Source organism: Brevibacterium aurantiacum, from assembly GCF_900169065.1.
GTDB classification, from domain to species: Bacteria; Actinomycetota; Actinomycetes; order Actinomycetales; family Brevibacteriaceae; genus Brevibacterium; species Brevibacterium aurantiacum.
On sequence record NZ_FXZB01000044.1, the window covers coordinates 1 to 21,384 of the forward strand.

Genomic DNA, 21,384 nt, shown 5'->3' on the forward strand with positions numbered 1-21,384 from the left:
ACGCGTACCCGATCCGTCGTGACCAACACCGCCGAGCGCGGGAAGCCCACAGCAAGACTGCTACCGGTTTCCCGCACTCGTGCTACCACTTCACTCCACGTGCGCTACCGAAAGCCGCTTCTATACACATTTGTAACGGCGGAGGCGAATATGAAGCGTGGTCGGCCGGTGGCCGAAGGGTTCGTGGGCCAGCTGGCGGACGACGGTGTCGCGAATGATCCCGTGGCCACCGCACCGACGGCACCAGTCATCAGCAGTGTTGGGCCGGCATTCCAGGATGGCCTTGTGCCCGGTGATGTGCTGGCCGATGCAGGCGAGGTCGAGGGTGTCGAGTCGGCAGAATGTCGTGAGGTCAGGGGTCGAGAAAGTAGGCTTGGCCATGTCGAGGTCTTTCGGATGGACTGTGTGAGAACTTCCATCATCGGAAGACCTCGACGTCTATCCGGGCAGCGACGCGCCGTGTTCTGGAATCACCGATCTACACTCTCAATTACGAAGAGCCGAATTACTCCAGTGACTTCCCTGACTGCTAACCGCAGCTCAGACTCGCCTCTATGGATTCGGCGGCCAGTTATCTCAAGAGGAAGCTGACGGGTACGCAATCTCGACTTTAACTCAACGGCAACTTCTTGGATCCTGGTTTCGAAACTACCGTCATTTGGTATCCATTGGTCCTTGGCATATTCACGAACGGTTATACGACTCACTGTTCAGCCAGGAATCTCAGTGACGCAAGAGCGTCAGGAATTGAAATATCTGCCAAAGGACGCACAACTACGTGTTTGGATGTTGGTGTTCTTAGAGTGAAGGCATAGTTCACCGGCTGATTATTTTGGTTGGCACGTAGAAGCCTAACGAGTTCCTGCGGCCTGGCTCCAAAACGGTCTCTGAGCTGCGGCCAAACCAATGTGTCCCAAGCGGAAATGACGTCGGTATATTCTCTGACCGACCAAAAATAAGTGTGACCTAGTTCGAAATCCACTCCGAGCACATCGTCGATAAAGTTATTAATGATCTGCAGGAGGAGAACGGCTAGTTCTTGGGGGGACCACTCGTCGGCAAAATTGTCTTCGCCTGCGCTCATTTCGGTACCGAAGTTTGGGTCTAGCTCGGTTTCTAGAGCATCCTCCTCAAGATCATCCTGGATGTTAGTTTCGCTCAGCGACATTCCGGGTACCAGCTCCGCTTGTGACCGTGCAGAACGAGTTTGAAGGCGGTCGAACCGTTCAGGAGACACACCAAGATGTTCGGCCAACGACCTAGTATCGGGGAACGCATCGATTCTCTCGAACCTTCGGCCGATAGCACTATCTAGTGGTGCTACCGACTTATCGACAGAGTTCATCGTTGCTAACACATAGACATGGTGGGGAAAATACCACGGCAGCTTTAAGGGTGTTTCGCCACCGTTAAGTCGGTTGATTCCGGTGGTTTGGAGTATCCCGTTGTCAACTCTTTCGGCTGGCATTTTTGCGAATCGGACGGGAATCGCGTGGTCGTTGTCTCCTTCCGGAGAAGACCGATAAGTATCGTCCATGAAGGTTAGGAAGTCGCCGAGAATCTTAGGGACGTTTCCTCGGTTCATCTCATCCACCATTACTACTGCTGATTTAACTCCATGTTCCTCCCGCGATACGGCAATTGCACAATCGAGCAGAATACCAGCAAATGGTTTGAGCTCTAGTGAGGAAGACGGTACGGGGCGCAGTCCTACCACGAAATCTTCATAACCGAAATCTTGGTGGAACGTTACGAACTCGACACGGCTTGGGGTTGGGATCGTTGCTGATTCCGTCTTTATAACAAAAGGGGTATCCGTCGAAGAATCGTCCAGCTCGATCTTAGGAAGGGTGTCCTCGCGGTCGAGGAAGCGTCGCACTTGATTGAGAGCATGGGTCTTACCCGTTCCGGGAGGCCCATAGAGCAGAATATTCTTGTTTCGATCTAACGCATCCAGTATCTTTTGCGCTAATGGAGACAAATCAGCGTCCATTTGAACAGTGTTGTGCACATTAATCAGTCCCGTTCTTTCTCTTCTCTTGCCTGAGATCCGGGTGGATGATGGTATAAGTTTTTGTAGCGTATCCGGGAAGGAAGATCTAGGTGTTTTGCCATGTGTGAATCCAGCGAAGAACTTGCCCTCTGTTGTTTTGACGACGTAAATAAGCAATCCTCGGCCGGTTATCTCCTCTGCTTCCTCCATAGTTAGGGTGTGAGGATCGCTTGGTTTTGGCCAGTTGTTGTTGGCATGTGACCAGGCGAACGGCCGCATGTGGCCGTTGCCGTAAATGTTTTGCAACTTGATCAATGCTCGACCGCCCTTACGAAAGAAGAAGGGGATTGGGTCCGCATGTGTAGGATTCCCTATTGAGTAGACGTTTTTTGTTAGATCTGCTCCTTCTACAGCCCCGTAGTCCGAAGTGCAATCGAAGAATGATCTTAAATTGTCGGCATTTGGGACGTCATAATGTTGCTGTCCTTTGGCGCCGGAGGGCTTGTCCCACTCCGTCATAAGGTAGTCGTTGGCATTGATCTGTAGCCACCAAATAGAATCGATGCTGTGTTTCGCCACTTACCTGACCACCTCAAAAACGAACTCTTTCAGATCTCGTTTTAAGGCACTAGCGTTGCTCCTGAAGCGCACGTGAGGAAACTCATGTAACTTAACTTCACCGAATCGACTTAAGGATTCGATCATATCCTGTTGGCTAATCAAACCGTCTTCGCTATAACTCATCATTATCCGTGGTGCTTCCACTCCGTTGACTATTGCTGCCAGCGCATCGTGGATTTTCAGTTTTGAGCAAAAGTCAGAATACTGAGGCCACCAGTCCCGAAGTCCGCTGACCCCATGTGTTTCCGGTTTGTCTCCGACGGCAACTGTCTCCAATAGATGGTAATTTGCGGCATATTGCCGTTTCTTGTACGGAGGGTCCAAGTAGACTAAATCTGCAGTTATTTCCTGCGCTAGGTCTTCAGCTTTTCCAAGGCGTACCTGATGCCCCTCTGAATTTCCCAGTGAGAATATGGATTGTGATAACTTTAGGTCCTTCAAAGCGCCGCCGCTCAGTATCGAGCGGTGGTGGCCGTATGTGCCGGATATGTTGGCTATGCGATTTACCGCCAAAACCAAATCGTGTCGCAGGAGCTGATTCTCGGTCGCCGTTATTCTGTGCGAAGATTTCCAGTTGGAGATCTCGTCGGAAATTGCGCTCAATTTTGCTGCGTTGGAATCTGAGAGATAGGCTCTTGGTTTCTGGCCCATAGCCGGCGATCCTCCGGGCGCATATTCCCGAACGAAGTATCCAGACTCGTCTGGGCTTAATGCATTTAAGTGCTCAACTACTCCTCTGTATGGTATTCCTAGTGTTTCGAATCTTGGTGCTTCGGGAATGGTTAGGCGCACGGTTGCGTGGTAGGTCGCATAAGTCATAATGTCAGCGGCGAAAACTTTCATACCAGCGAGTCGCAAGCTTTCTGACACTGCAGCGGTACCGCACATGAGATCAGCAACTCTCGCCCCAGGCGAAAGCCCGTCGGTGAGGATTGGTATCAACTGATCAAGGACTCTCGTCTTGTTCCCGATATAGCGATACAATTTATTTACCTGCTCCTCTTTTTGAATCCTCATGCGGCCGCTTAGGCAAGTTTGCCAGAGTAGCTAAGTATGTGCTACCGGTTGCGTTTGATAGCGTCTCTACGGCCCACTCCACAAGTTCTGGTCCGCTGCCAAGGAGCTCGGCGACCAAATGCTCTGTGTTCAAATCAGCTAATTGATCATAACGTGGCTCTCTTTGATATTGATCTATATTTTGAGCAATCTTAAGAGCTACTTTATGTTTGTCACTACCGGGTATTGGTTGTGGTAGTGGAAGAGATTGAATAGAAGACAAAGTGAGATACGGGTGGGATCGCCATTCGCCGTCGCCAGAGGCTGAGATATGCCAAGCCGTAAGTATGCGAGAGGACAGCACCCCTGCCGCATAAGGGACGGCATAGTCGGGCGCAGCATCGGTTGGAGTGAAGTGGTAGATGGTTTGGGTCGTGGCTGTTGGTCTCCATTCGACTGCGGCATGGATACCTAGGCCGGTTTTGCGTACCAACAGCCTTGGTTTCGTCCTTGGATGGAGCTCGTTTTTGTAGTCGATGCCGTCTACATTTGATTTGACCCAACGAGTCGGAATCAATGAATGCCGATGCAAGTCTTGTCCGACAGCCAAAGGAACCCACTTATTGCTCGGCGGCGTGGAGGCAGTAGACACAAGCTCGAGCCTGTCTTCGTGAAGGGAAAGTGGCGCTCTACATTTCAAGCAGTTGAGTGGTGATGAGAATTTTGGGAAGGCACGTACAGACGCGCATGCCGGGCAGACAAGCATATTGCCGTTTTTGCCGATTTCCAGCCCCCGGCCGGTAGCGAACCATTTTTCCCACGCGTCTGTACCTGTGGCTGTTCGTATATTTCTAGCTAGACTGTTGTATCTCGTGTCGAATCCCCAGACTCCGTGTTGCGTTGCGATCAGATCCTTTTGAGGCAATTCACTCATAACTTCGCTCAGTTTGGAATAGAGTCCACTTCCGCGCGATACATGCGCACGAGCATCAGCGCTCAATTTAGCGAATTTTACTTTATGATCTGATCTCGCGGTGCCTTTAGAGAATATCAAAGCAAATGCGGCCATGTTCACGCCTGGAAATACGCCTTCGCCTAGGCGATATATTCCCCAGAGGACGCAGTTTCTAGCGATAAATTCACGAGTAATAGTGTGTTGTTTTTGAAAGAATGAGTCAGGTAAGAATACGGCAGCGACGTCGTCGAGGGCCAATTCTGTCGCAATTCGTTCTAGGAACACGTCGTAGGAGTCGAATTGACCACGTGCCGTCTCAAAATTGAGCTCTAGCTTCCTCCGGTATTCTCGGGTCATGTTTGCACCCCATGGCGGATTGGCGATTATAAGTCTTCTTCCGCGCTTGGCTGCCGGCCAAGGTGAAAGGATCCCATCCGATTCCAATTTTAAGTCTACAGTCGTGGGTATGGTCTCCAGGGCTTGCGCGTCAATGTCCAGTGCGATTCTTACGGCATCTGGCCAAACTTCGTGGGCAGCGTTGAGTAGCGCACCTTCCCCTGCGGCGGGATCGAGCACGGTGTCTGGTGTATAGCTGAATCGCTCCGCAACTTCTTGTGCCAGCCACTGTGCCAGTCGGCGGGGAGTATATACGGCACCGAGCTCTCTGCGGTGGGTAGCTACATCAGCCTCGGTGGTTGGAGTTGTCAAGAATGCCTCTTTCAAATGATTGGTGCTCTCGGCAGAACACATCGTAGCGTCGGTTTTGACCACCTAGGTACCCGCTGTAGGAGGTGGGCTCCACGCCGGGCGTCGGTTGCAAAGTAAGTGAAGTAGTTTCCTGGAGCCCGCCTGTCATTCCTAGGATCACCCTCTGGCAGGGAAGGCACACGGTTTGTTATTGCACAAATTAACTCTAACTGGGCCCACTGACACGGTAAGGGGAATCTGAGTTAAGCGCTGAATGGAAGTGTCTTGCGTCGTCTTCGACTGGCCCGCCATCACTCGATTCCGAACTCGATCGTGCGTCGACCGCTATGTGTTCATCGTCGAAGTTCCTCTTCGGCCCAGTGGCCGCGTTGGTAGTTCTGAAACCTGAAGTTTCTGTCGTAGGAGTGCGAAGGTTGCATAGCATCGAGATGCCGTGGTCCAGCGCTGATGGATTCGTCCGGTACTGGAGTTCAGTACCTGCACGGCGTGACGTTAATAGACTTGCATGCCGAAGTACCTTCAGATGACCGGATCAAGTGGACGGTCCGATGCCAAGCGCATGTGCAATGTCGCTGGCGCGAACATAGTGCTTGCAGCGAAGATACCGTAGAATACGGCGGCGACTTGAATGCGCTAGCGCATCAAAAACTGTTTCTTCACTATTTCGCAGCATGCCGTAATACTATCAATCCGACCGTCGCGTCTCCGTCACCTTCGGCGTGCCGTTCATGGTGTTCGAGATCTAGAATAGGGACTGATGCAAGGAAAGGTGACACTCGAGGTATCACGCTGCGACTGCAGGTGACTCAATGATTACTTCGTACTCGACAGGTGTAAATCGACCCAACCGGGCCTGCCGCCGCCGACGATGATACGGCCGCTCGATCCAGGTCACGATCGCAATTCGCAACTGCTCCCGACTCGACCATCGACGACGGGCGAGAACGTTCTTCTGCAACAGAGCGAAGAACGACTCCATGGCCGCGTTATCACCAGCAGCACCGACCCGACCCATCGACCCAACAAGGCCGTCGCGGGCCAATGTATGGGTGAATCTCTTTGACCGGAATTGGCTTCGTCTGTTGCTGTGCGTGACGCATCCGCCCACGTCACCACCCCTGCGCGCCACAGCCATCTCGAGAGCATCAACAGCCAGCCGAGCCTTCATCCTCGCACTCATCGAATAGCCCACGATCCGCCCTGAGTAGGCGTCCTTGATCGCACAGACGTACAGCTTTCCCTCATCGGTGTGGTGCTCCGAAATGTCGGTCAACCATAGCCGGTTCACCCCATCGGCAGTGAACTCATGCCGGGTCCGCCCACCTTCGTCGACGACAGCGCACAGGTTGTCGTGGCCGGGCGGGCCAGACTTCTTCCCATTCTTTGCCCTACCCTTGCCAAAGGCCGAGAACCAAGCATTGTCCGAGCACAACCGCCACGCAGTCCGTGGCGCCGTCGTATGGCCAGCCACTTCAGCTTCGTCGGCCAGGTGGCGGTACCCGAACTCCGGATCGTCCCGGTGGGCGTCGGAAGAGCGCGTTGGCCCGATACGCCTCGACGATGTCGGCTTCTGGAATCGGTGTGGCCAGCCGCCGGTAGTAGGGCTGACGTGAGAGCTTCAATACCCGGCACGACACCGTCACGGGGGTCCCGTCGGCGGCGAGCTCTCTCACGAGCGGGTAGAGCCTTTTGGCGGCAGATTCGCTTGCGAGAGATAGGCGGCTGCGCGGCGCAGCACTTCGTTCTCCTGTTCCAGCAGGCGAGTCCGACGTTTGAGTTCGCGCAGCTCTGCGGACTCGTCCGTGGACTTGCCCGGCGTGTTGCCGGCACCGATCTCGGCCTGGCGAAGCCATTTGTTGATGGTGCCTTCGTGGACGCCGAAGTCCTTGCGATTTGGGCAATCGTGGTCTTCTCGTCGCGGTTCAGAGCGACGTGGAGGACGTCATCGCGGAACTCTTTCGGGTAGGGCTGTGGCATGGTGTCCATCCTTCCAGACTTACCTCTCAGCAAGCCAGGTTAGGTGTCACAAAACCCTGCATCAGTCCCATGTGCCTCAGAACTGATCTGTCTCGAAACACAATAGGTTGTGAGACGTGAATCAACTGTTGATTCGACTGGTGACTTAGACAAATTCTTGAAGGCGTTCTCGCGGAGCGGTGTCACAGACGTACACGTACGTACCTTGGATTCCTCGTGTAAGCAGGACGCTATAGATGTTCTTTACATACTCGAGAAGGTCCGCGTCAGAGTAGGTGATACCGCGCTTGGCGTTGTTCTCGCGGCCTTTCTTGTCGTGGTAGTTGGTGCGATCGAAGACTAGCTTGCCTGCAACTGGGTCGAGTCGAAGGTCGTTGCCGATGATTACCCCGACGTAGTTGAGGTCGTAGCCCTGGACGGTGTGGATTGAACCGACCTCGTCGACCGACGTTGGGGAGTTGATCCAGTCGGTTGTGACCGAGTTCCAGCGCATACGCTGACCGCCGAGTTCAATGTCGAACGCGGTCTTGTCCTTCTTTGTTTTCCAGGGCCATGCGTAACCGGCGACTAGGCGAGACAATCCGCATTCTTCTTCGCGTTTCTGAAGCTCTCGTCTCATCTCGCGAAGGTCGTCGAATAGCCGGAGCTCGTAGTTGCCGAAGTCCTCGCGCCTCTCTGGCGGAGTGTCGCTCAGCAACTGCCTGATGTAACCAACGTAGTCCTTGTCTGCCGAGATCCGCATCTGTGTCTGTAGTGGATACAGCCGTCCTGAGGCCCAGGCTTGAGAAGCGAGGTCGCGCGTCTTGGCAGCTGGCAGGTCAGCGGGGCGGACGGTTTGTCCAACATCGAGCATGAGTATGGAATGCCGACTCTGCGTCCGGATCCAGTCCAATTGAGTCTTTTGTAGGTCGTCCCAGCCGAACAACTTCTCGTTGATTTCAGCGAACTTTGTATTTTGAGTACCGGATGCTTGGTTTGCGCGCTGGTTGAGCCTATGAGCTTCATCGACTACAAGAAGTTCGAACGGTTCTGAACTCTCGCCAACCTGGAACGGGGTCAGCACCATGTCTTTGTGCAGTCCGGGCGTCAGTTTGAAAACCTTGGCGATCGAGTCGCGCAAGGATTGTTGAGGGAGGACAATCGCGAACTTGAGGTTCTTGAGCAGTTCGGCATGCCCCGGGGTGAAGTAGTCGCTGAAGATCGAACCGATGTCAAGGGGTTCTTCTGAATTATGTTTTCGAATATCTTCGAGCAGCTTGAGCAGATAAATGGCGACGACGGTTTTCCCTGTGCCTGGGTTCCCTTCGACCACGGCGGTGCTATCGACGTCGTGGTCCAGGTCTGTGAAGAATCCGTCCAGTATATCCTCGACAGCAATGGCTTGATCGTGGTTCAGAGCCTTAAACGGTGAAAGCTTGAATAGGTCGCTGTTGATGATCTGCGGAATGGTGCGCTGGAAGAGATCTTCCTGTGTTCGCAGCTCTTCGAATATCTGCCGGAAAGTTTTGGTGTAATTTTCGCGATCGAAGTATTCGGCGTCTGTGATTCCTGCATTGAGATTGAGTACCTGTCGGCTGGCGTCTCCACGGAACATTCGAATGAGAAGAGATTCCAGATCGAGGCAGGCCGATTTGTTGAAGGTGTCATCGGGGACGACTCTGACCGATTTAAGCTTGTGTTTCGACTCTGATTCGAGGTGTTGTTTCATTCGACCGGCGACGTTGAGGGACTCGCCGACGTAGACCTCTTTGTCGTTATTCATGACGTATACGACTGGCCAGTTCCGGTGTCGTGGGTCGACGGATCCCCACGCCTTGACCCGGTCGATGTCAAACGGGAATCGCTCGACTTTAAAGCTGGTCATATTTCACGCTCGTGCCTCGAGCTTTCTCCACTGGGTACTTCGCACGAGTCTTCTCCAGCTTGTCCAAAACGATGGTGTCGGGATCCAGGTCCATTTTGTCGGCGAGCAGCATACAATACGTCAACACATCTGTGAGTTCGTCTTTCGCAGAATCGAGGTCAGCATCACCCCATTGGGAGCATTCGAGCAGTTCCGCTGCCTCGATGGAACACTTTTGGCTAGATTTTCAGGGGTGTGGAATTGTTGCCAATCGCGTTCTGCCATGAACTGACGGACTGTATCGCGAACAGAATCTTGGTACATGTCTTCGAGGTATCAGCGACACACGTCGACAGAGCGGAACGGGTGACAACATATATTCGCGTGGATCAAGCGAGTGGAGAGCGGGGAGCGTCCTGCCCGGCGTCAGCGCCACAACAGTTTTGGCCCGGAGTTCCTACCTATAGACAGGAACTCCGAGCCCAAGCTGTGTTCGCTAGGTCAGGCCGTCGTCAACACAACCTTCCCCGTAGTCTCCCGACCCTCAAGCGCCCGATGCGCATCCGCAGCATCAGCCAGCGCAAACGTCGCGCCAACTCGGAAGTTCAACCATCCGTGCTCGATGCCGTTGAAGAGCATTGCCGAACGCTTCGCGAGCTCCTCCGAGCTTCGCACGAACCATGCCAGCGACGGGCGGGACAGGAAGATTCCTCCCGAGGAGTTCAGGCGCTGAATGTCGAATGGCGGCACCTGACCCGAGGCCCCGCCGAAGAGCACCATCGACCCCAGCGGCTTGATCGAGGCCAACGACGCATCGAAGGTGTCTTTCCCGACACCGTCATAGGCGACATCGACGCCCTCACCGTCGGTGAGTTCCTTGACCTTCGCCGTGATGTCGACGCCCTCACCGTAGAGGAACACGTCATCGGCGCCGGCCTTGCGGGCAAGTTCCGCCTTCTCCTCGGTGCTCACGGTCGAGATGACATTGCCGCCCAGGTGCTTGATGATCTGGGTGAGCAGCAGCCCGACACCGCCAGCACCGGCGTGGACGAGTGCGGTGTGGCCGGGCTTGATCTCGTGAGAGCTCGTGGCCAGGTACTGAGCGGTCAGGCCCTGCAGCGGCATTGCGGCAGCGACCTCGGTGCTCACGCCCTCCGGTACGCGCAACAGGTTGTCGGTCTTAACGACGACCTGAGTCGCATACGATCCCGGGCCCTCGTGCCAGGCGACACGGTCGCCGACTGACCAGCTCGCCACACCTCCGCCCACCTCGGCGATGTGACCGGTGCCCTCGGAGCCGACGATGTGCGGGTAGCTCATGGGATACGTGCCCGAACGACGGTAGGTGTCGATGAAGTTCACACCCGCGGCCTCGACGTTGACGAGGACCTCACCAGAACCGGGCCGAGGGGTGTCGACCTCATTGAACTCGAGAACCTCGGGTCCACCTGCTCGCATCGCCTGAATAGCCTGGGTCATCACGCCTCCTGCATATAATTTAATGTGCTGGTATAGTTATACATATGAATGATCTTACGGTTGCCGTCTCCGGTGCTACCGGATACGCCGGGGGAGAGGTCCTCCGGCTGTTGAGCACTCACCCTCATCTCAACGTCACCACGGTGTGCGGACATTCCTCCGTGGGCGAGACGCTCGGCCGACATCAACCCCATCTTGCCCGATATTCCGATTTCGTGGTCAAGGAGTCCACCGCCGAGGTGCTCGCTGGCCACGATGTTGTCATCCTCGCGCTCCCGCACGGTCAATCCGGTGCCATCGCCGCCGAACTCGAGAAGTCGAGCCCCGAGACGCTCATCGTCGACCTCGCCGCCGACCACCGCCTCATCAGCGCAGCGGCCTGGGAGAATTTCTACGGATCAGAGCACCAGGGCACCTGGACCTACGGCCTGCCCGAACTCCTCACCGCCGACGACACGAAGCAGCGCGAGGCTCTCAAGAACACCAAACGTATCGCCGTCCCCGGCTGCAACGTCACCGCCGTGACCCTCGGGCTCGCGCCACTCATCCAGGCCGGCCTCGCCGCACCTGCCGGACTCAACGCAGTCTTGGCCAACGGCGTCTCCGGGGCAGGCAAAGCACTCAAGCCGCACCTCACCGCCGCCGAGATCCTCGGCGATGCTTCCCCCTATGGCACCGGCGGCACACACCGGCACGTGCCCGAGATCGAACAGAACCTCAACGGAGTCGTCGGCGCCGACGCTGCCGAGGGACCGACCCGGATCTCCTTCACCCCGACACTCGTACCCATGGCCCGCGGAATCCTCGCCACCATCACCGCTGTGCCGGGGGAGTCCGCACCGAGGACCGCCGAGGGCCTCCTCGACGCCGCGGCACTCAAAGACCAGCTGGGCCAGGCATTCGACCAGGCATACGCCGAGGAGCCCTTCGTTCGCGTCCTTCCCGAAGGCCAGTGGCCGCGCACCTCCTCGACCACCGGATCGAATCTCGCGCACATCCAGTTCACTGTCGATGAGCGCGCGTCGACAATCCTCGTCGTTGTGGCCCTGGACAATCTGGTCCGCGGCACCGCCGGCCAAGCCATCCAATCCATCCACCTGGCCCTCGGTCTCGACGAGACCACCGCCCTTCCCCTCGAAGGAGTCGCCCCATGAGCGTCACCGCCCCACTCGGCTTCACCGCCGCCGGACTCACCGCCGGACTCAAACCCTCCGGCACCAAAGACCTCTCCCTGGTCATCAACAACGGCCCCGACACCGCCGTCGCCGCCGTCTACACCTCCAACCGCTGCAAAGCCAACCCCGTGCTGTGGTCCCAGAAAGCCTCGGCCGATGGGCAGGCCCGCGCCGTCGTGCTCAACTCCGGGGGAGCGAACTGCTACACCGGCGACTTCGGCTACGAAACAACCACACTGACCGCACAGACCACCGCCGAACTCCTTACCGACGCCGGCACCGAGACGGTGCCTGAGGACGTGCTCGTCTGCTCGACCGGACTCATCGGCGTCGGCGGCCAGGACTTCCGCGACACCATCATCGACAACCTCCTACCATTGGTGGCCGCTGCCGAAGACACCGTGACCGGAGGCGAGCATGCCGCCGAGGCGATCATGACCACCGACACCGTGGCCAAGACCGCCACCCGAGAGGGCAGCAGCGGGTACACGATCGGCGGCATGGCCAAGGGCGCGGGCATGCTCGCCCCCGGATTGGCCACCATGCTCGTCGTCATCACCACCGACGCGACAGTCGACAAGGCTGTGCTCGATCAGGCATTGCGGGCCTCGACCAGTCAGAGCTTCGACCGCCTCGACACCGACGGCTGCATGTCGACGAACGACACCGTCATCCTCATGTCCTCCGGCGCCCACGAGGCAACCGTCGATACAGATGAGTTCACGAGCCTGCTGCGCGAACTCTGCCTCGACCTCATGCACCAACTGCACGTCGACGCCGAGGGGGCCCACCACGACATCGCGATCACCACGCAGGGTGCTGCCAGCGAAGCCGAGGCCGTCGAGGTCTCCCGCTCCGTGTCACGTTCGGCCCTGTTCAAGGCAGCGATCTTCGGTCAGGACCCCAACTGGGGACGTGTTGTTGCCCAGGTGGGAACCACCTCGGCGACCTTCGACCCCACGGCCATCGACGTGATCATCAACGGCACCGAGGTGTGCCGGGCCTCTGGCCCCTATGAGGACCCGGAGAAGGTCGAATTCGGGCGCAACGTCGACGTCGTCATCGACCTGCACGCCGGTGACCACACAGCTACGGTCTGGACCTCGGACCTCACCCACGATTACGTCGAAGAGAACAGCGCCTACTCCACATGAGTAACCCACACGACATGTCCACGAAGTCCACGGCAGCCCGGCTCGCCGCCGCCCAGGTCAAGGCCGAGGCCCTGACCGAGGCGCTGCCGTGGATCAAGACCTTCGCCGGTGCCACCATCGTCATCAAGTACGGCGGCAACGCGATGATCTCCCCGGAGCTCCAGCAGTCCTTCGCCGATGACATCGCGTTCCTGCGCTTCGCCGGCATCCGGCCCGTCGTCGTCCACGGCGGCGGACCCCAGATCACCTCGATGCTTTCTCGCTTGGGGATCGAAAGCGAGTTCAAGGCCGGCCAGCGCGTGACCAGCGAAGAGGCCGCCGAAGTCATCCGCATGGTGCTCTCCGGCCAGGTCAACCGCGACATCGTCTCCCGCATCAACCAGAACGGCAACGCCGCCATCGGGCTCTCCGGTGAAGACGCTGACCTTCTGCTGGCGCACAAAACCCACGCCGAGGTAGACGGCGAAGTCATCGACCTCGGCCGAGTGGGCGAGATCGCCGAGGTCAACACCACCGTGCTCACCGAGCTCCTCGACGCCGGGCGGGTGCCCGTCATCTGCTCGATCGCCTCGGAGATCGACGGTGAGGCCGGTAAGCCCCTGAACATCAACGCCGACCTCGCCGCCTCCGCCGTGGCGAAAGCCTTGCGTGCCGACAAACTGATCATGCTCACCGATGTGCCCGGCCTCTACGCCAACTGGCCCGACACCTCGAGCCTGATCTCACGCATAGGACCGAAGAAGCTGCGCGAACTGCTGCCCAGCCTCGACGCGGGCATGATCCCGAAGATGACGGCGGCGCTCGAGGCCATCGAGCATGGGGTCCAGCAGGCCCACATCATCGATGGCCGGATGGCGCACTCACTGCTGCTCGAGGTCTTCACCTCGGAGGGCATCGGCACCATGGTCGAAGACACCGTCGTTGAACCCGCACCGCTGGGTGACGGACACAAGGGCGAGGGACACGAAGCAACACAGGAGGAGACGAACGATGAATGAGACAAACGCTGTGACAGACCAGGCCCAGACCTGGCGCGATGACTTCTCCCGCGTCCTCTCACCGGTCTTCGGCTCACCTCAGCTCGACCTCGTCCGCGGAGCGGGCGTGCACGCGTGGGACGCCTCGGGCAAAGAATACCTCGACCTGCTGGCCGGCATCGCCGTCAACGCACTCGGCCACTGCCACCCCGCCTGGGTCAAGGCCATCACCGAGCAGGCGTCGACCCTGGGCCACATCTCGAACTTCTTCACCTCCCCGCCGCAGATCGCCCTGGCTGAGAAACTCCACGAGGTCCTCGACCTGCCCAGCGGTTCGGCCGTGTTCTTCTCCAACTCCGGCACCGAAGCCAACGAGGCCGCCTTCAAGATGGCCCGCCGCGCTGGGGGTGGATCACGCCCGATCATCATCGCCATCGAGGGCGCCTTCCACGGTCGCACCATGGGCGCACTCGCACTGACGGCCAAGGCCGCCTACCGCGAACCCTTCGCACCCGGAGTACCCGGCGTCGTCCATATTCCCTACGGAGACGTCGACGCGCTCGCCGCCGCCATCAACGACACCACTGCCGCCGTCTTCATCGAACCCATACAGGGCGAAGTCGGAGTCCGGCAGCACCCGGCCGGCTACCTCACCAAGGTCCGTGAACTCACCCGCGAGGCCGGGGCCCTCCTCGTCCTCGACGAGGTCCAGTCCGGTGTGGCCAGGACCGGATCCTGGTTCGCCTACCAGAACCCGGAGATCGGCGAAGGCGTCGTCCCCGACATCATCACCTCGGCGAAGGGCCTGGGCGGGGGCATGCCGATCGGGGCCACCATCACCGTCGGCGATGCCAACACCAAACTCCTCGAAGCCGGACAGCACGGGACCACCTTCGGCGGAAACCCCATCGCCTGCGCGGCCGGACTGGCCGTACTCGAGACCATCGAGACCGAGAACCTGCTCGTCCACACCCACGACACTGGGGCCTGGCTGACCGAACAGCTGCTGACCATCGACGGCATCGAGAAGGTCACCGGCACCGGTCTCCTCCTCGGGCTCGAACTGGCCGCCGGACTCGACGAGAAGGCGATCACCGCCCGCGCGCTCGAGGCCGGGTTCATCATCAACCCCGTCGCACCCGGACGCCTGCGCCTGGCACCACCGCTGATCATCACGAAAGACGATCTCGCACCGTTCCTGACCGCCCTGCCCGGACTGCTGCACGGCTGAACACGACCGCCGCCCACATAGCGGCCACCTCGGCGACCGGGCCATCCACCCTCACAGCCCGGTCGCCCCACACAGACTGACAAAGGACACACCATGACACGGCATTTCCTCAAGGACACCGACCTCACCCCGGCCGAACAGGCGCAAGTCCTCGACCTCGCAGTCGAACTCAAGGCCGCCCCGTACTCGCGCACCCCGCTGGCCGGACCGCAGACCGCGGCAGTCATCTTCGACAAGACATCGACGCGGACCCGCGTGTCCTTCGCCGCCGGCATTGCAGCGCTCGGCGGGCAGCCGCTCATCATCAACCCCGGTGAGGCGCAGCTGGGACACAAGGAATCCATCGCCGACACCGCCCAGGTCATGTCACGCATGGTCTCGGCCATCGTCTGGCGCACCTACGCCCAGGCAGGTCTGGAAGAGATGGCCCAGAACTCCTCCGTTCCGGTCATCAATTCCCTGTCCGATGATTACCATCCCTGCCAGATCCTGGCCGACCTGCTCACGATCCGCGAACACCGCGGCGACGTCGCCGGTCAGACCATGACCTACTACGGAGATGGGGCCAACAACATGGCCAACTCCTACGTCCTCGGCGGAGTCAACGCCGGTATGCACGTGCGCATCGCCGCCCCCGCCGACTACCAGCCGGCCGAGGCCATCATCGCCGAGGCGAACGAACTCGCCCAGACCACCGGCGGCTCCGTCACGGTCACCGATGACCCCGTGGCCGCCGCCCAGGGAGCCGATGTCCTCGTCACCGACACCTGGGTGTCCATGGGACAGGACGCCGCCGGACGCGACGACGAAGCCTCACCCTTCGCGAAGTACCAGGTCACCTCCGAACTCATGGCACTCGGCAACGACCCGATCTTCCTCCACTGCCTGCCCGCCTACCGGGGCAAAGAAGTCGCAGCCGAGGTCATCGACGGCCCTGCCTCGGCGGTCTTCGATGAAGCAGAGAACAGACTGCACGCGCAGAAGGCACTCATGACATTCCTGCTGGAGAAGCGATGAGCGAGAACGCCACATCACCGACGAACTCGGCGCCGCTGACGAAGACCGCGCGGCAGCAGAAGATCATCGATCTCATCACCCGCACATCCGTGCATTCGCAGATCGACCTGGCCGAGAACCTGGCCACGATGGGCATCACCGTCACCCAGGCAACTCTGTCACGCGACCTCGCCGAGGTGGGGGCCGTGAAGATCCGGTCCACCGCCGGATCCGTCTACGCCGTCCCCGGTGAGGGCGGGGACCGGAGCCTGCAGCAGTCCACCGGTGACAGCCTTGATGCGAAACTGCCCCGACTGCTCGAGGAGCTCCTGGTCTCCGCGGCGGCTCAGAAGGACATGGTCGTTCTGCGCACCCCGCCCGGAGCCGCCCAATATTTGGCCTCGGCGATCGACCGCTCCTCGATGACCGGGATCTTCGGCACCATCGCCGGCGATGACACTGTTCTCGTCATTGCCGACTCCACAGTCGGGGGACAAGCCTTGGCGGAGACGTTCCTCGAATACGCGGCTGGCGGCCTCGGCGAGGGATGAACGAGAAGCCAACCCCAGCCTCGGCGGGGGACTGGCAGGCGGACCCGGCGCAGCCTCGGCGGATCCTGAGCGACACAATTCCTGAGACAATGACAACGAACGATGACGAATGGACCGGCAGCGTGGAAGCGCCGACGGTGGGGAAGGACCTTTTGTGAGCGAACGACTGAGCCTATGGGGCGGACGATTCTCGGACGGCCCGGCCGATGCACTGGCCGCGCTGAGCAAATCCACGGACTTCGACTGGCGCCTGGCCCACTACGACATCGCCGGTTCGAAGGCCCACGCAAAGGTCCTGCACCGCTCTGGTCTGCTCGACGACGAAGAGCTCAAGGGCATGACGGATGCTCTGAACGAACTCGCCCGCCGCGTCGAAACCGGCGAATACGTCGCCGCCGAATCCGATGAGGACGTCCACTCCTCACTCGAGCGCGGACTCATCGAGATCGCCGGACCTGACCTGGGCGGAAAGCTGCGTGCCGGTCGGTCCCGCAACGACCAGATCGCGACTCTGGGACGCATGTACCTGCGCGATCACGCTCGTGACCTGGCCAGCCTGGTCCTCGACACTGTCGACGTTCTCATCGCCCAGGCTGAAGGGCACCCCGAGGCACCGATGCCAGGACGCACTCACCTCCAGCACGCACAGCCCGTGCTCCTGGCCCACCACCTGCTTGCCCACGCCTGGCCGTTGCTGCGTGACGTCGGACGGTTCGTCGACTTCGATGAGCGTGCCGGCATCTCCGCCTACGGCTCGGGTGCCCTGGCCGGATCATCTTTGGGCCTCGACCCTCAGGCTGTGGCCGCCGATCTGGGCTTCAACGATTCGGCAGAGAACTCGATCGACGGCACCGCAGGCCGCGACGTCTTCGCCGAATACCTGTTCATCACCACGATGATCGGCATCAACCTCTCCCGCCTGAGCGAGGAAGTCATCGCCTGGGCGACCAAGGAATTCTCTTTCGTGACCCTCCACGATGCGTACTCGACCGGGTCGTCGATCATGCCGCAGAAGAAGAACCCCGACGTCGCCGAACTGACCCGTGGCAAGTCCGGGCGCCTCATCGGTGACCTCACCGGTCTGCTCTCAACACTCAAGGCCCTGCCCCTGGCCTACAACCGTGACCTGCAGGAAGACAAGGAACCGGTCTTCGACGCCACCGACACCCTTGAACTCCTCCTCCCCGCCTTCACCGGCATGGTCGCCACGCTGACGTTCAACACCAAACGCATGGCCTACCTGGCACCGCGCGGATTCGCCTTGGCCACAGACATCGCCGAATGGCTCGTCCGCAAGGGCGTGCCCTTCCGCATCGCCCACGAACTCTCCGGGGAATGCGTGCAGCTGGCCGAGTCGAAGGATGCCGAGCTGTGGGATCTCACAGACGAAGAATTCGCCGGCATCTCCGAACACCTGACGCCAGACGTCCGCGAAGTGCTCACCACTCTCGGGTCGATCGACTCCCGCAGCTCCAAGGGCGGAACCGCCCGGTCCGCCGTGGACCAGCAGCTGGCCAATGCGAAAGCCGAGGTTGCAAAGCTGCGCGAGTTCGCCGATTCGGCTCGGAGCGTGTGAGCGTCCTTCTTTTCGAAGGAAAACGATTCCAGGGACGCTGTTGAGCATTGTGTACAACTTGTACAAGTTGTACGCTTGGTGTTATGAGTTCAGTGACGTTATCCCAGTTCCGCAATCAGCAGAGTGACTACATTGCCGCTGCGCAGCGCGAGCCCGTCGAGATCACCTCGCGCGGGGCGGGCCGTCGTGCTGTCGTTGTGTCTCCGGAGTTCTATGATCGTGCTCTGCAGGCATTGGAGGATCAGGCTGATATTCGATCTGCCGCCGCGGCGCGTGATGAGTCCGAACAGGTCGCTCACGAGGACCTCGTCCGAGAGCTTGGCATCTGAGCTTCCTCGATGGGCTACTCGATCAGGTACGTCTCATCGGCGGCGAAGACGCTGCGCAAGCTCGATCAGCCTGTAGCACGGAGGTTGCTGGCTGCGATCGGTCAACTGGCCGAGGATCCTCGTCCAAAGGGGAGTATTCAGCTCAAGGGCGGTGACGGAGAACTTCGGATTCGGGTCGGCGATTACAGGATCATCTATGACGTAGACGATGGGGAACTTCTCGTGCTGGTCTTGCACCTTGGGCATCGACGTGAAGTGTATCGCTGAAAAGGATTCCGGTGCACCCAGGCGTGAGGGAATACCTCAGCACAACCCGTAGAATTGACTTCGTCGGCTTCTCGCCGACACTTCATACACATCTGAAAGGACCGAAGTGACCGACATCTTCAGTGAACTCAAGGCCCGTGGCCTCGTCTCGGTTTCGACCGACGAAGCCGCCCTGCAGAAGGCTCTCAATGAGGAATCGCTGACCTATTATGTCGGTTTCGATCCCACCGCACCCAGCCTGCACATGGGCAACCTGGTCCAGCTCATCACCGCCGCGCGTCTGCAGAAGGCAGGACACAACCCCCTGGCCCTCGTCGGCGGAGCAACCGGGCTCATCGGTGACCCCCGCATGTCGGGAGAGCGCACGCTCAACCCGCGCGAGGTCGTCGAGGAATGGTTGGAAAAGATCCGGGCACAGGTCGAGAAGTTCCTCGACTTCAGCGGCCCGAACGCCGCCCAGGTCGTGAACAACTACGACTGGACGTCCGAGATGTCGGCGATCGATTTCCTCCGCGACATCGGCAAGCACTTCCCGATGAACCGGATGCTGGCCAAGGAGTCGGTCTCGGCTCGCCTCAACAGCGAGGCAGGTATCTCCTTCACGGAGTTCTCGTACCAGGTGCTGCAGGGCAACGACTACCTCGAACTCCACCGCCGCTACGGCTGCTCCCTGCAGACCGGTGGCTCCGACCAGTGGGGCAACCTGACCTCCGGCGTTGATCTCATCCGTCGCGTCGAACAGCACACTGTCCATGCCCTGGCCACACCGCTGATCACCAAAGCCGACGGCACCAAATTCGGCAAGACCGAGTCCGGCACCGTGTGGTTGGACGAGAGCTTGACCAGCCCATACGCGTTCAGCCAGTTCTGGCTCAATGCTGATGACCGCGACGTCGTGAAGTACCTCAAGGTGTTCTCATTCCGATCGCTCGAGGAGATCGAGCAGATCGAGGCCGAGTTCACCGCGGCACCACACACTCGTTTGGCACAGAAGGTGCTGGCCGAAGATGTGACGACACTGGTCCACGGCAAGGAGAAGTACGAGCAGGCGATCGCGGCGGCTTCTGCGCTGTTCGGTGGGGGAGAGCTGGCCAGTCTCGATGCCGCCACCCTGGGCGCTGCGACCTCCGAACTACCTCGCGGCGATGTCAGCTCGGCGCAGCTGGCTGAGGGCGTGCCCGTAGCGGACGCCTTCGTGACTGCCGGCATCGTGAAGTCCAAGGGCGACGCACGTCGAGCCATCAAGGACGGCGGCGCCTACGTCAACAACGTCAAGGTCACCGGTGACGACCAGACCCTTACCCCCGCCGAGGTGCTCCCCACCGAAGGCGGAGGAGTGATCCTCCTGCGTCGGGGAAAGAAAACCCTGGGAGCAGTTGACATCATCAGCTGAGCTCCATGACCGCCGACGACACCGTGTCCTTGATCAATTCGAGGGCACGGTGTCGTCGTATCCGGGCACATAGGCACGACTTGATGCCGAGCACGAGCCTCATTGGACAAGCGAAAGCCTTGTTTTGAGTGATGACAAGGATTTCGCTTGTATGGGGTGCTCGCCAGCGTCGGATCTCTGGACAACCTCATGGCATCGCGCAGAATTGTGACCGAGACTGGTATCAGTACTACGTCGAAACGAGGAGAACATGAGAACACTGCTCAACATCATCTGGTTCATCTTCAGCGGACTGTGGCTGGCACTCGGCTACTACCTAGCCGGCATCATCTGCTGCATCCTCATCGTCACCATCCCCTGGGGCATCGCCTCCTTCCGGATCGGCAACTACGCCCTCTGGCCCTTCGGGCGCGAAGTCATTGAGACCAGGCCGGCTGGCATTGCGACGACAATCGGCAACATCATCTGGGTCATCGTCGCCGGCATCTGGCTGGCCATCGGACACGTGGTCACCTCGATCCCGCTGTTCGTCTCCATCATCGGCATCCCACTGGGATGGGCCAACATCAAACTCATCCCCGTCTCGCTGATGCCCCTGGGCAAAGAGATCGTCGACAGCGACTCCCTCATGCCCGGCTACCGCGGAGCCTGAGCCGGGTGCCACGCAACAAGGACCCGCATGTAGGGACTGAACCCCTAGAACTCGGGGAACGCGAGGCCCGATGAGGCTCCGGTGACGGGTGTCACAGCCAAAGGTCCGGTTTCGAGTTGCACGCAGAGGCTGGCCTGGTCTAGAGTTGTATCTCGTTGCCCCGCAGAAAACGAACTCTTCGAGAACAGTTTTCACCGGGTGTGACCAGCACAAACACAGTTTGTCTGGTCCACACGGAAAATGTTGGTGGCAGCCAACAATTGAAACTGACACCCCCAGTGAACACGCCCCAATAATTGGGTCTGTGGTGATGGGTGAGTGTTTGTGGTTTGAGAATCCAATAGCGTGTTTGTTTGAACAAATAGTGATGCCAGAAACATTATTTTTCTGGTAAGACAATCACATGTTCACACATTTGTGGCCTCCCCTCGCCGGGTGGTCACGCCAGCATGTGTGGACATGATTAATTGGTCAGCCTCGGTCACCCCGTGATCGTTGGTTGGCTGTCTTG

The 21,384-nt window shown here is 59.1% G+C and carries 16 protein-coding genes and 3 pseudogenes; 11 read left to right on the forward strand and 8 right to left on the reverse strand.

What is annotated here, in order from left to right; all coding sequences use genetic code 11:
- Window positions 1-126 precede the first annotated feature (126 nt).
- From BAUR9175_RS18505 to BAUR9175_RS18540, 8 genes and pseudogenes are all read right to left on the reverse strand, one after another.
- Window positions 127-381: pseudogene (locus tag BAUR9175_RS18505) on the reverse strand (ISL3 family transposase); the annotation flags it as partial.
- 322 nt (window positions 382-703) lie between these two features.
- Window positions 704-2,572: an AAA family ATPase gene (locus BAUR9175_RS18510; RefSeq protein WP_101584892.1), complete on the reverse strand. Its 1,869-nt coding sequence runs from the start codon at window positions 2,570-2,572 to the stop codon at window positions 704-706.
- Window positions 2,573-3,631 carry a DNA adenine methylase gene (locus BAUR9175_RS18515; protein WP_101584894.1) on the reverse strand — a complete coding sequence of 353 codons (1,059 nt, stop codon included), beginning with the start codon at window positions 3,629-3,631 and terminating at the stop codon, window positions 2,573-2,575. It abuts the gene before it with no gap.
- Window positions 3,600-5,273, reverse strand: coding sequence for an N-6 DNA methylase (locus BAUR9175_RS18520; protein WP_180959288.1), 1,674 nt, complete (start codon window positions 5,271-5,273; stop codon window positions 3,600-3,602). The genes BAUR9175_RS18515 and BAUR9175_RS18520 overlap by 32 nt, the downstream gene beginning before the upstream one ends.
- A gap of 784 nt (window positions 5,274-6,057) precedes the next feature.
- Window positions 6,058-7,250 (reverse strand): annotated as a pseudogene (locus BAUR9175_RS18525) (IS3 family transposase).
- Window positions 7,251-7,395: 145 nt separating this feature from the next.
- Window positions 7,396-9,114, reverse strand: coding sequence for a DUF2075 domain-containing protein (locus BAUR9175_RS18530; protein WP_101584897.1), 1,719 nt, complete (start codon window positions 9,112-9,114; stop codon window positions 7,396-7,398).
- Window positions 9,101-9,417: pseudogene (locus tag BAUR9175_RS18535) on the reverse strand (nucleotide pyrophosphohydrolase). The gene BAUR9175_RS18530 and the pseudogene BAUR9175_RS18535 overlap by 14 nt, the downstream one beginning before the upstream one ends.
- Window positions 9,418-9,594: 177 nt before the next feature.
- On the reverse strand, window positions 9,595-10,572 hold the full coding sequence (locus BAUR9175_RS18540; protein WP_101584900.1) for a quinone oxidoreductase family protein: 978 nt from the start codon (window positions 10,570-10,572) through the stop codon (window positions 9,595-9,597).
- A gap of 44 nt (window positions 10,573-10,616) precedes the next feature.
- On the opposite strand from BAUR9175_RS18540, the gene argC reads away from it, so the two are divergent.
- The 11 genes from argC (at window position 10,617) to BAUR9175_RS18595 (ending at window position 20,873) form a co-directional block, all read left to right on the forward strand.
- On the forward strand, window positions 10,617-11,726 hold the full coding sequence (argC, locus tag BAUR9175_RS18545; RefSeq protein ID WP_101584901.1) for an N-acetyl-gamma-glutamyl-phosphate reductase: 1,110 nt from the start codon (window positions 10,617-10,619) through the stop codon (window positions 11,724-11,726).
- Window positions 11,723-12,901, forward strand: coding sequence for a bifunctional glutamate N-acetyltransferase/amino-acid acetyltransferase ArgJ (gene argJ / locus BAUR9175_RS18550; protein ID WP_101584903.1), 1,179 nt, complete (start codon window positions 11,723-11,725; stop codon window positions 12,899-12,901). Before argC ends, argJ begins: the two co-directional genes overlap by 4 nt.
- Window positions 12,898-13,899 carry an acetylglutamate kinase gene (argB, locus tag BAUR9175_RS18555; protein WP_101584906.1) on the forward strand — a complete coding sequence of 334 codons (1,002 nt, stop codon included), beginning with the start codon at window positions 12,898-12,900 and terminating at the stop codon, window positions 13,897-13,899. Before argJ ends, argB begins: the two co-directional genes overlap by 4 nt.
- Window positions 13,892-15,109: an acetylornithine transaminase gene (locus BAUR9175_RS18560; protein ID WP_101584907.1), complete on the forward strand. Its 1,218-nt coding sequence runs from the start codon at window positions 13,892-13,894 to the stop codon at window positions 15,107-15,109. Before argB ends, BAUR9175_RS18560 begins: the two co-directional genes overlap by 8 nt.
- A gap of 93 nt (window positions 15,110-15,202) precedes the next feature.
- Complete coding sequence (gene argF / locus BAUR9175_RS18565; protein WP_101584910.1) at window positions 15,203-16,126, forward strand: ornithine carbamoyltransferase; 924 nt, start codon at window positions 15,203-15,205, stop codon at window positions 16,124-16,126.
- On the forward strand, window positions 16,123-16,656 hold the full coding sequence (locus tag BAUR9175_RS18570) for an arginine repressor (RefSeq protein WP_096147062.1): 534 nt from the start codon (window positions 16,123-16,125) through the stop codon (window positions 16,654-16,656). Before argF ends, BAUR9175_RS18570 begins: the two co-directional genes overlap by 4 nt.
- A 154-nt stretch (window positions 16,657-16,810) precedes the next feature.
- Window positions 16,811-18,232 carry an argininosuccinate lyase gene (argH, locus tag BAUR9175_RS18575; protein ID WP_101584911.1) on the forward strand — a complete coding sequence of 474 codons (1,422 nt, stop codon included), beginning with the start codon at window positions 16,811-16,813 and terminating at the stop codon, window positions 18,230-18,232.
- An 83-nt stretch (window positions 18,233-18,315) separates the two neighbouring features.
- Window positions 18,316-18,561, forward strand: coding sequence for a type II toxin-antitoxin system prevent-host-death family antitoxin (locus BAUR9175_RS18580; protein ID WP_101584913.1), 246 nt, complete (start codon window positions 18,316-18,318; stop codon window positions 18,559-18,561).
- 9 nt (window positions 18,562-18,570) lie between these two features.
- A complete protein-coding gene (locus BAUR9175_RS18585) occupies window positions 18,571-18,828 on the forward strand; it encodes a type II toxin-antitoxin system RelE family toxin (RefSeq protein ID WP_101584914.1) in 258 nt (85 codons plus the stop codon).
- Window positions 18,829-18,934: 106 nt separating this feature from the next.
- Window positions 18,935-20,221 (forward strand): tyrosine--tRNA ligase, encoded by a 1,287-nt coding sequence (gene tyrS, locus BAUR9175_RS18590; protein WP_101584917.1) that lies wholly within the window; start codon window positions 18,935-18,937, stop codon window positions 20,219-20,221.
- 250 nt (window positions 20,222-20,471) lie between these two features.
- Window positions 20,472-20,873 carry a YccF domain-containing protein gene (locus BAUR9175_RS18595; RefSeq protein WP_101584919.1) on the forward strand — a complete coding sequence of 134 codons (402 nt, stop codon included), beginning with the start codon at window positions 20,472-20,474 and terminating at the stop codon, window positions 20,871-20,873.
- Window positions 20,874-21,384: the final 511 nt, after the last annotated feature.

Coding starts and splice junctions, on each gene's coding strand:
- argJ (WP_101584903.1), top strand. CDS start 11,723: ATGAGCGTCACCGCCCCACTCGGCTTCACCGCCGCCGGACTCACCGCC.
- BAUR9175_RS18515 (WP_101584894.1), bottom strand. CDS start 3,631: ATGAGGATTCAAAAAGAGGAGCAGGTAAATAAATTGTATCGCTATATC.
- BAUR9175_RS18585 (WP_101584914.1), top strand. CDS start 18,571: ATGGGCTACTCGATCAGGTACGTCTCATCGGCGGCGAAGACGCTGCGC.
- BAUR9175_RS18560 (WP_101584907.1), top strand. CDS start 13,892: ATGAATGAGACAAACGCTGTGACAGACCAGGCCCAGACCTGGCGCGAT.
- argF (WP_101584910.1), top strand. CDS start 15,203: ATGACACGGCATTTCCTCAAGGACACCGACCTCACCCCGGCCGAACAG.
- BAUR9175_RS18540 (WP_101584900.1), bottom strand. CDS start 10,572: ATGACCCAGGCTATTCAGGCGATGCGAGCAGGTGGACCCGAGGTTCTC.
- BAUR9175_RS18580 (WP_101584913.1), top strand. CDS start 18,316: ATGAGTTCAGTGACGTTATCCCAGTTCCGCAATCAGCAGAGTGACTAC.
- argB (WP_101584906.1), top strand. CDS start 12,898: ATGAGTAACCCACACGACATGTCCACGAAGTCCACGGCAGCCCGGCTC.
- BAUR9175_RS18530 (WP_101584897.1), bottom strand. CDS start 9,114: ATGACCAGCTTTAAAGTCGAGCGATTCCCGTTTGACATCGACCGGGTC.
- BAUR9175_RS18595 (WP_101584919.1), top strand. CDS start 20,472: ATGAGAACACTGCTCAACATCATCTGGTTCATCTTCAGCGGACTGTGG.
- BAUR9175_RS18570 (WP_096147062.1), top strand. CDS start 16,123: ATGAGCGAGAACGCCACATCACCGACGAACTCGGCGCCGCTGACGAAG.
- argC (WP_101584901.1), top strand. CDS start 10,617: ATGAATGATCTTACGGTTGCCGTCTCCGGTGCTACCGGATACGCCGGG.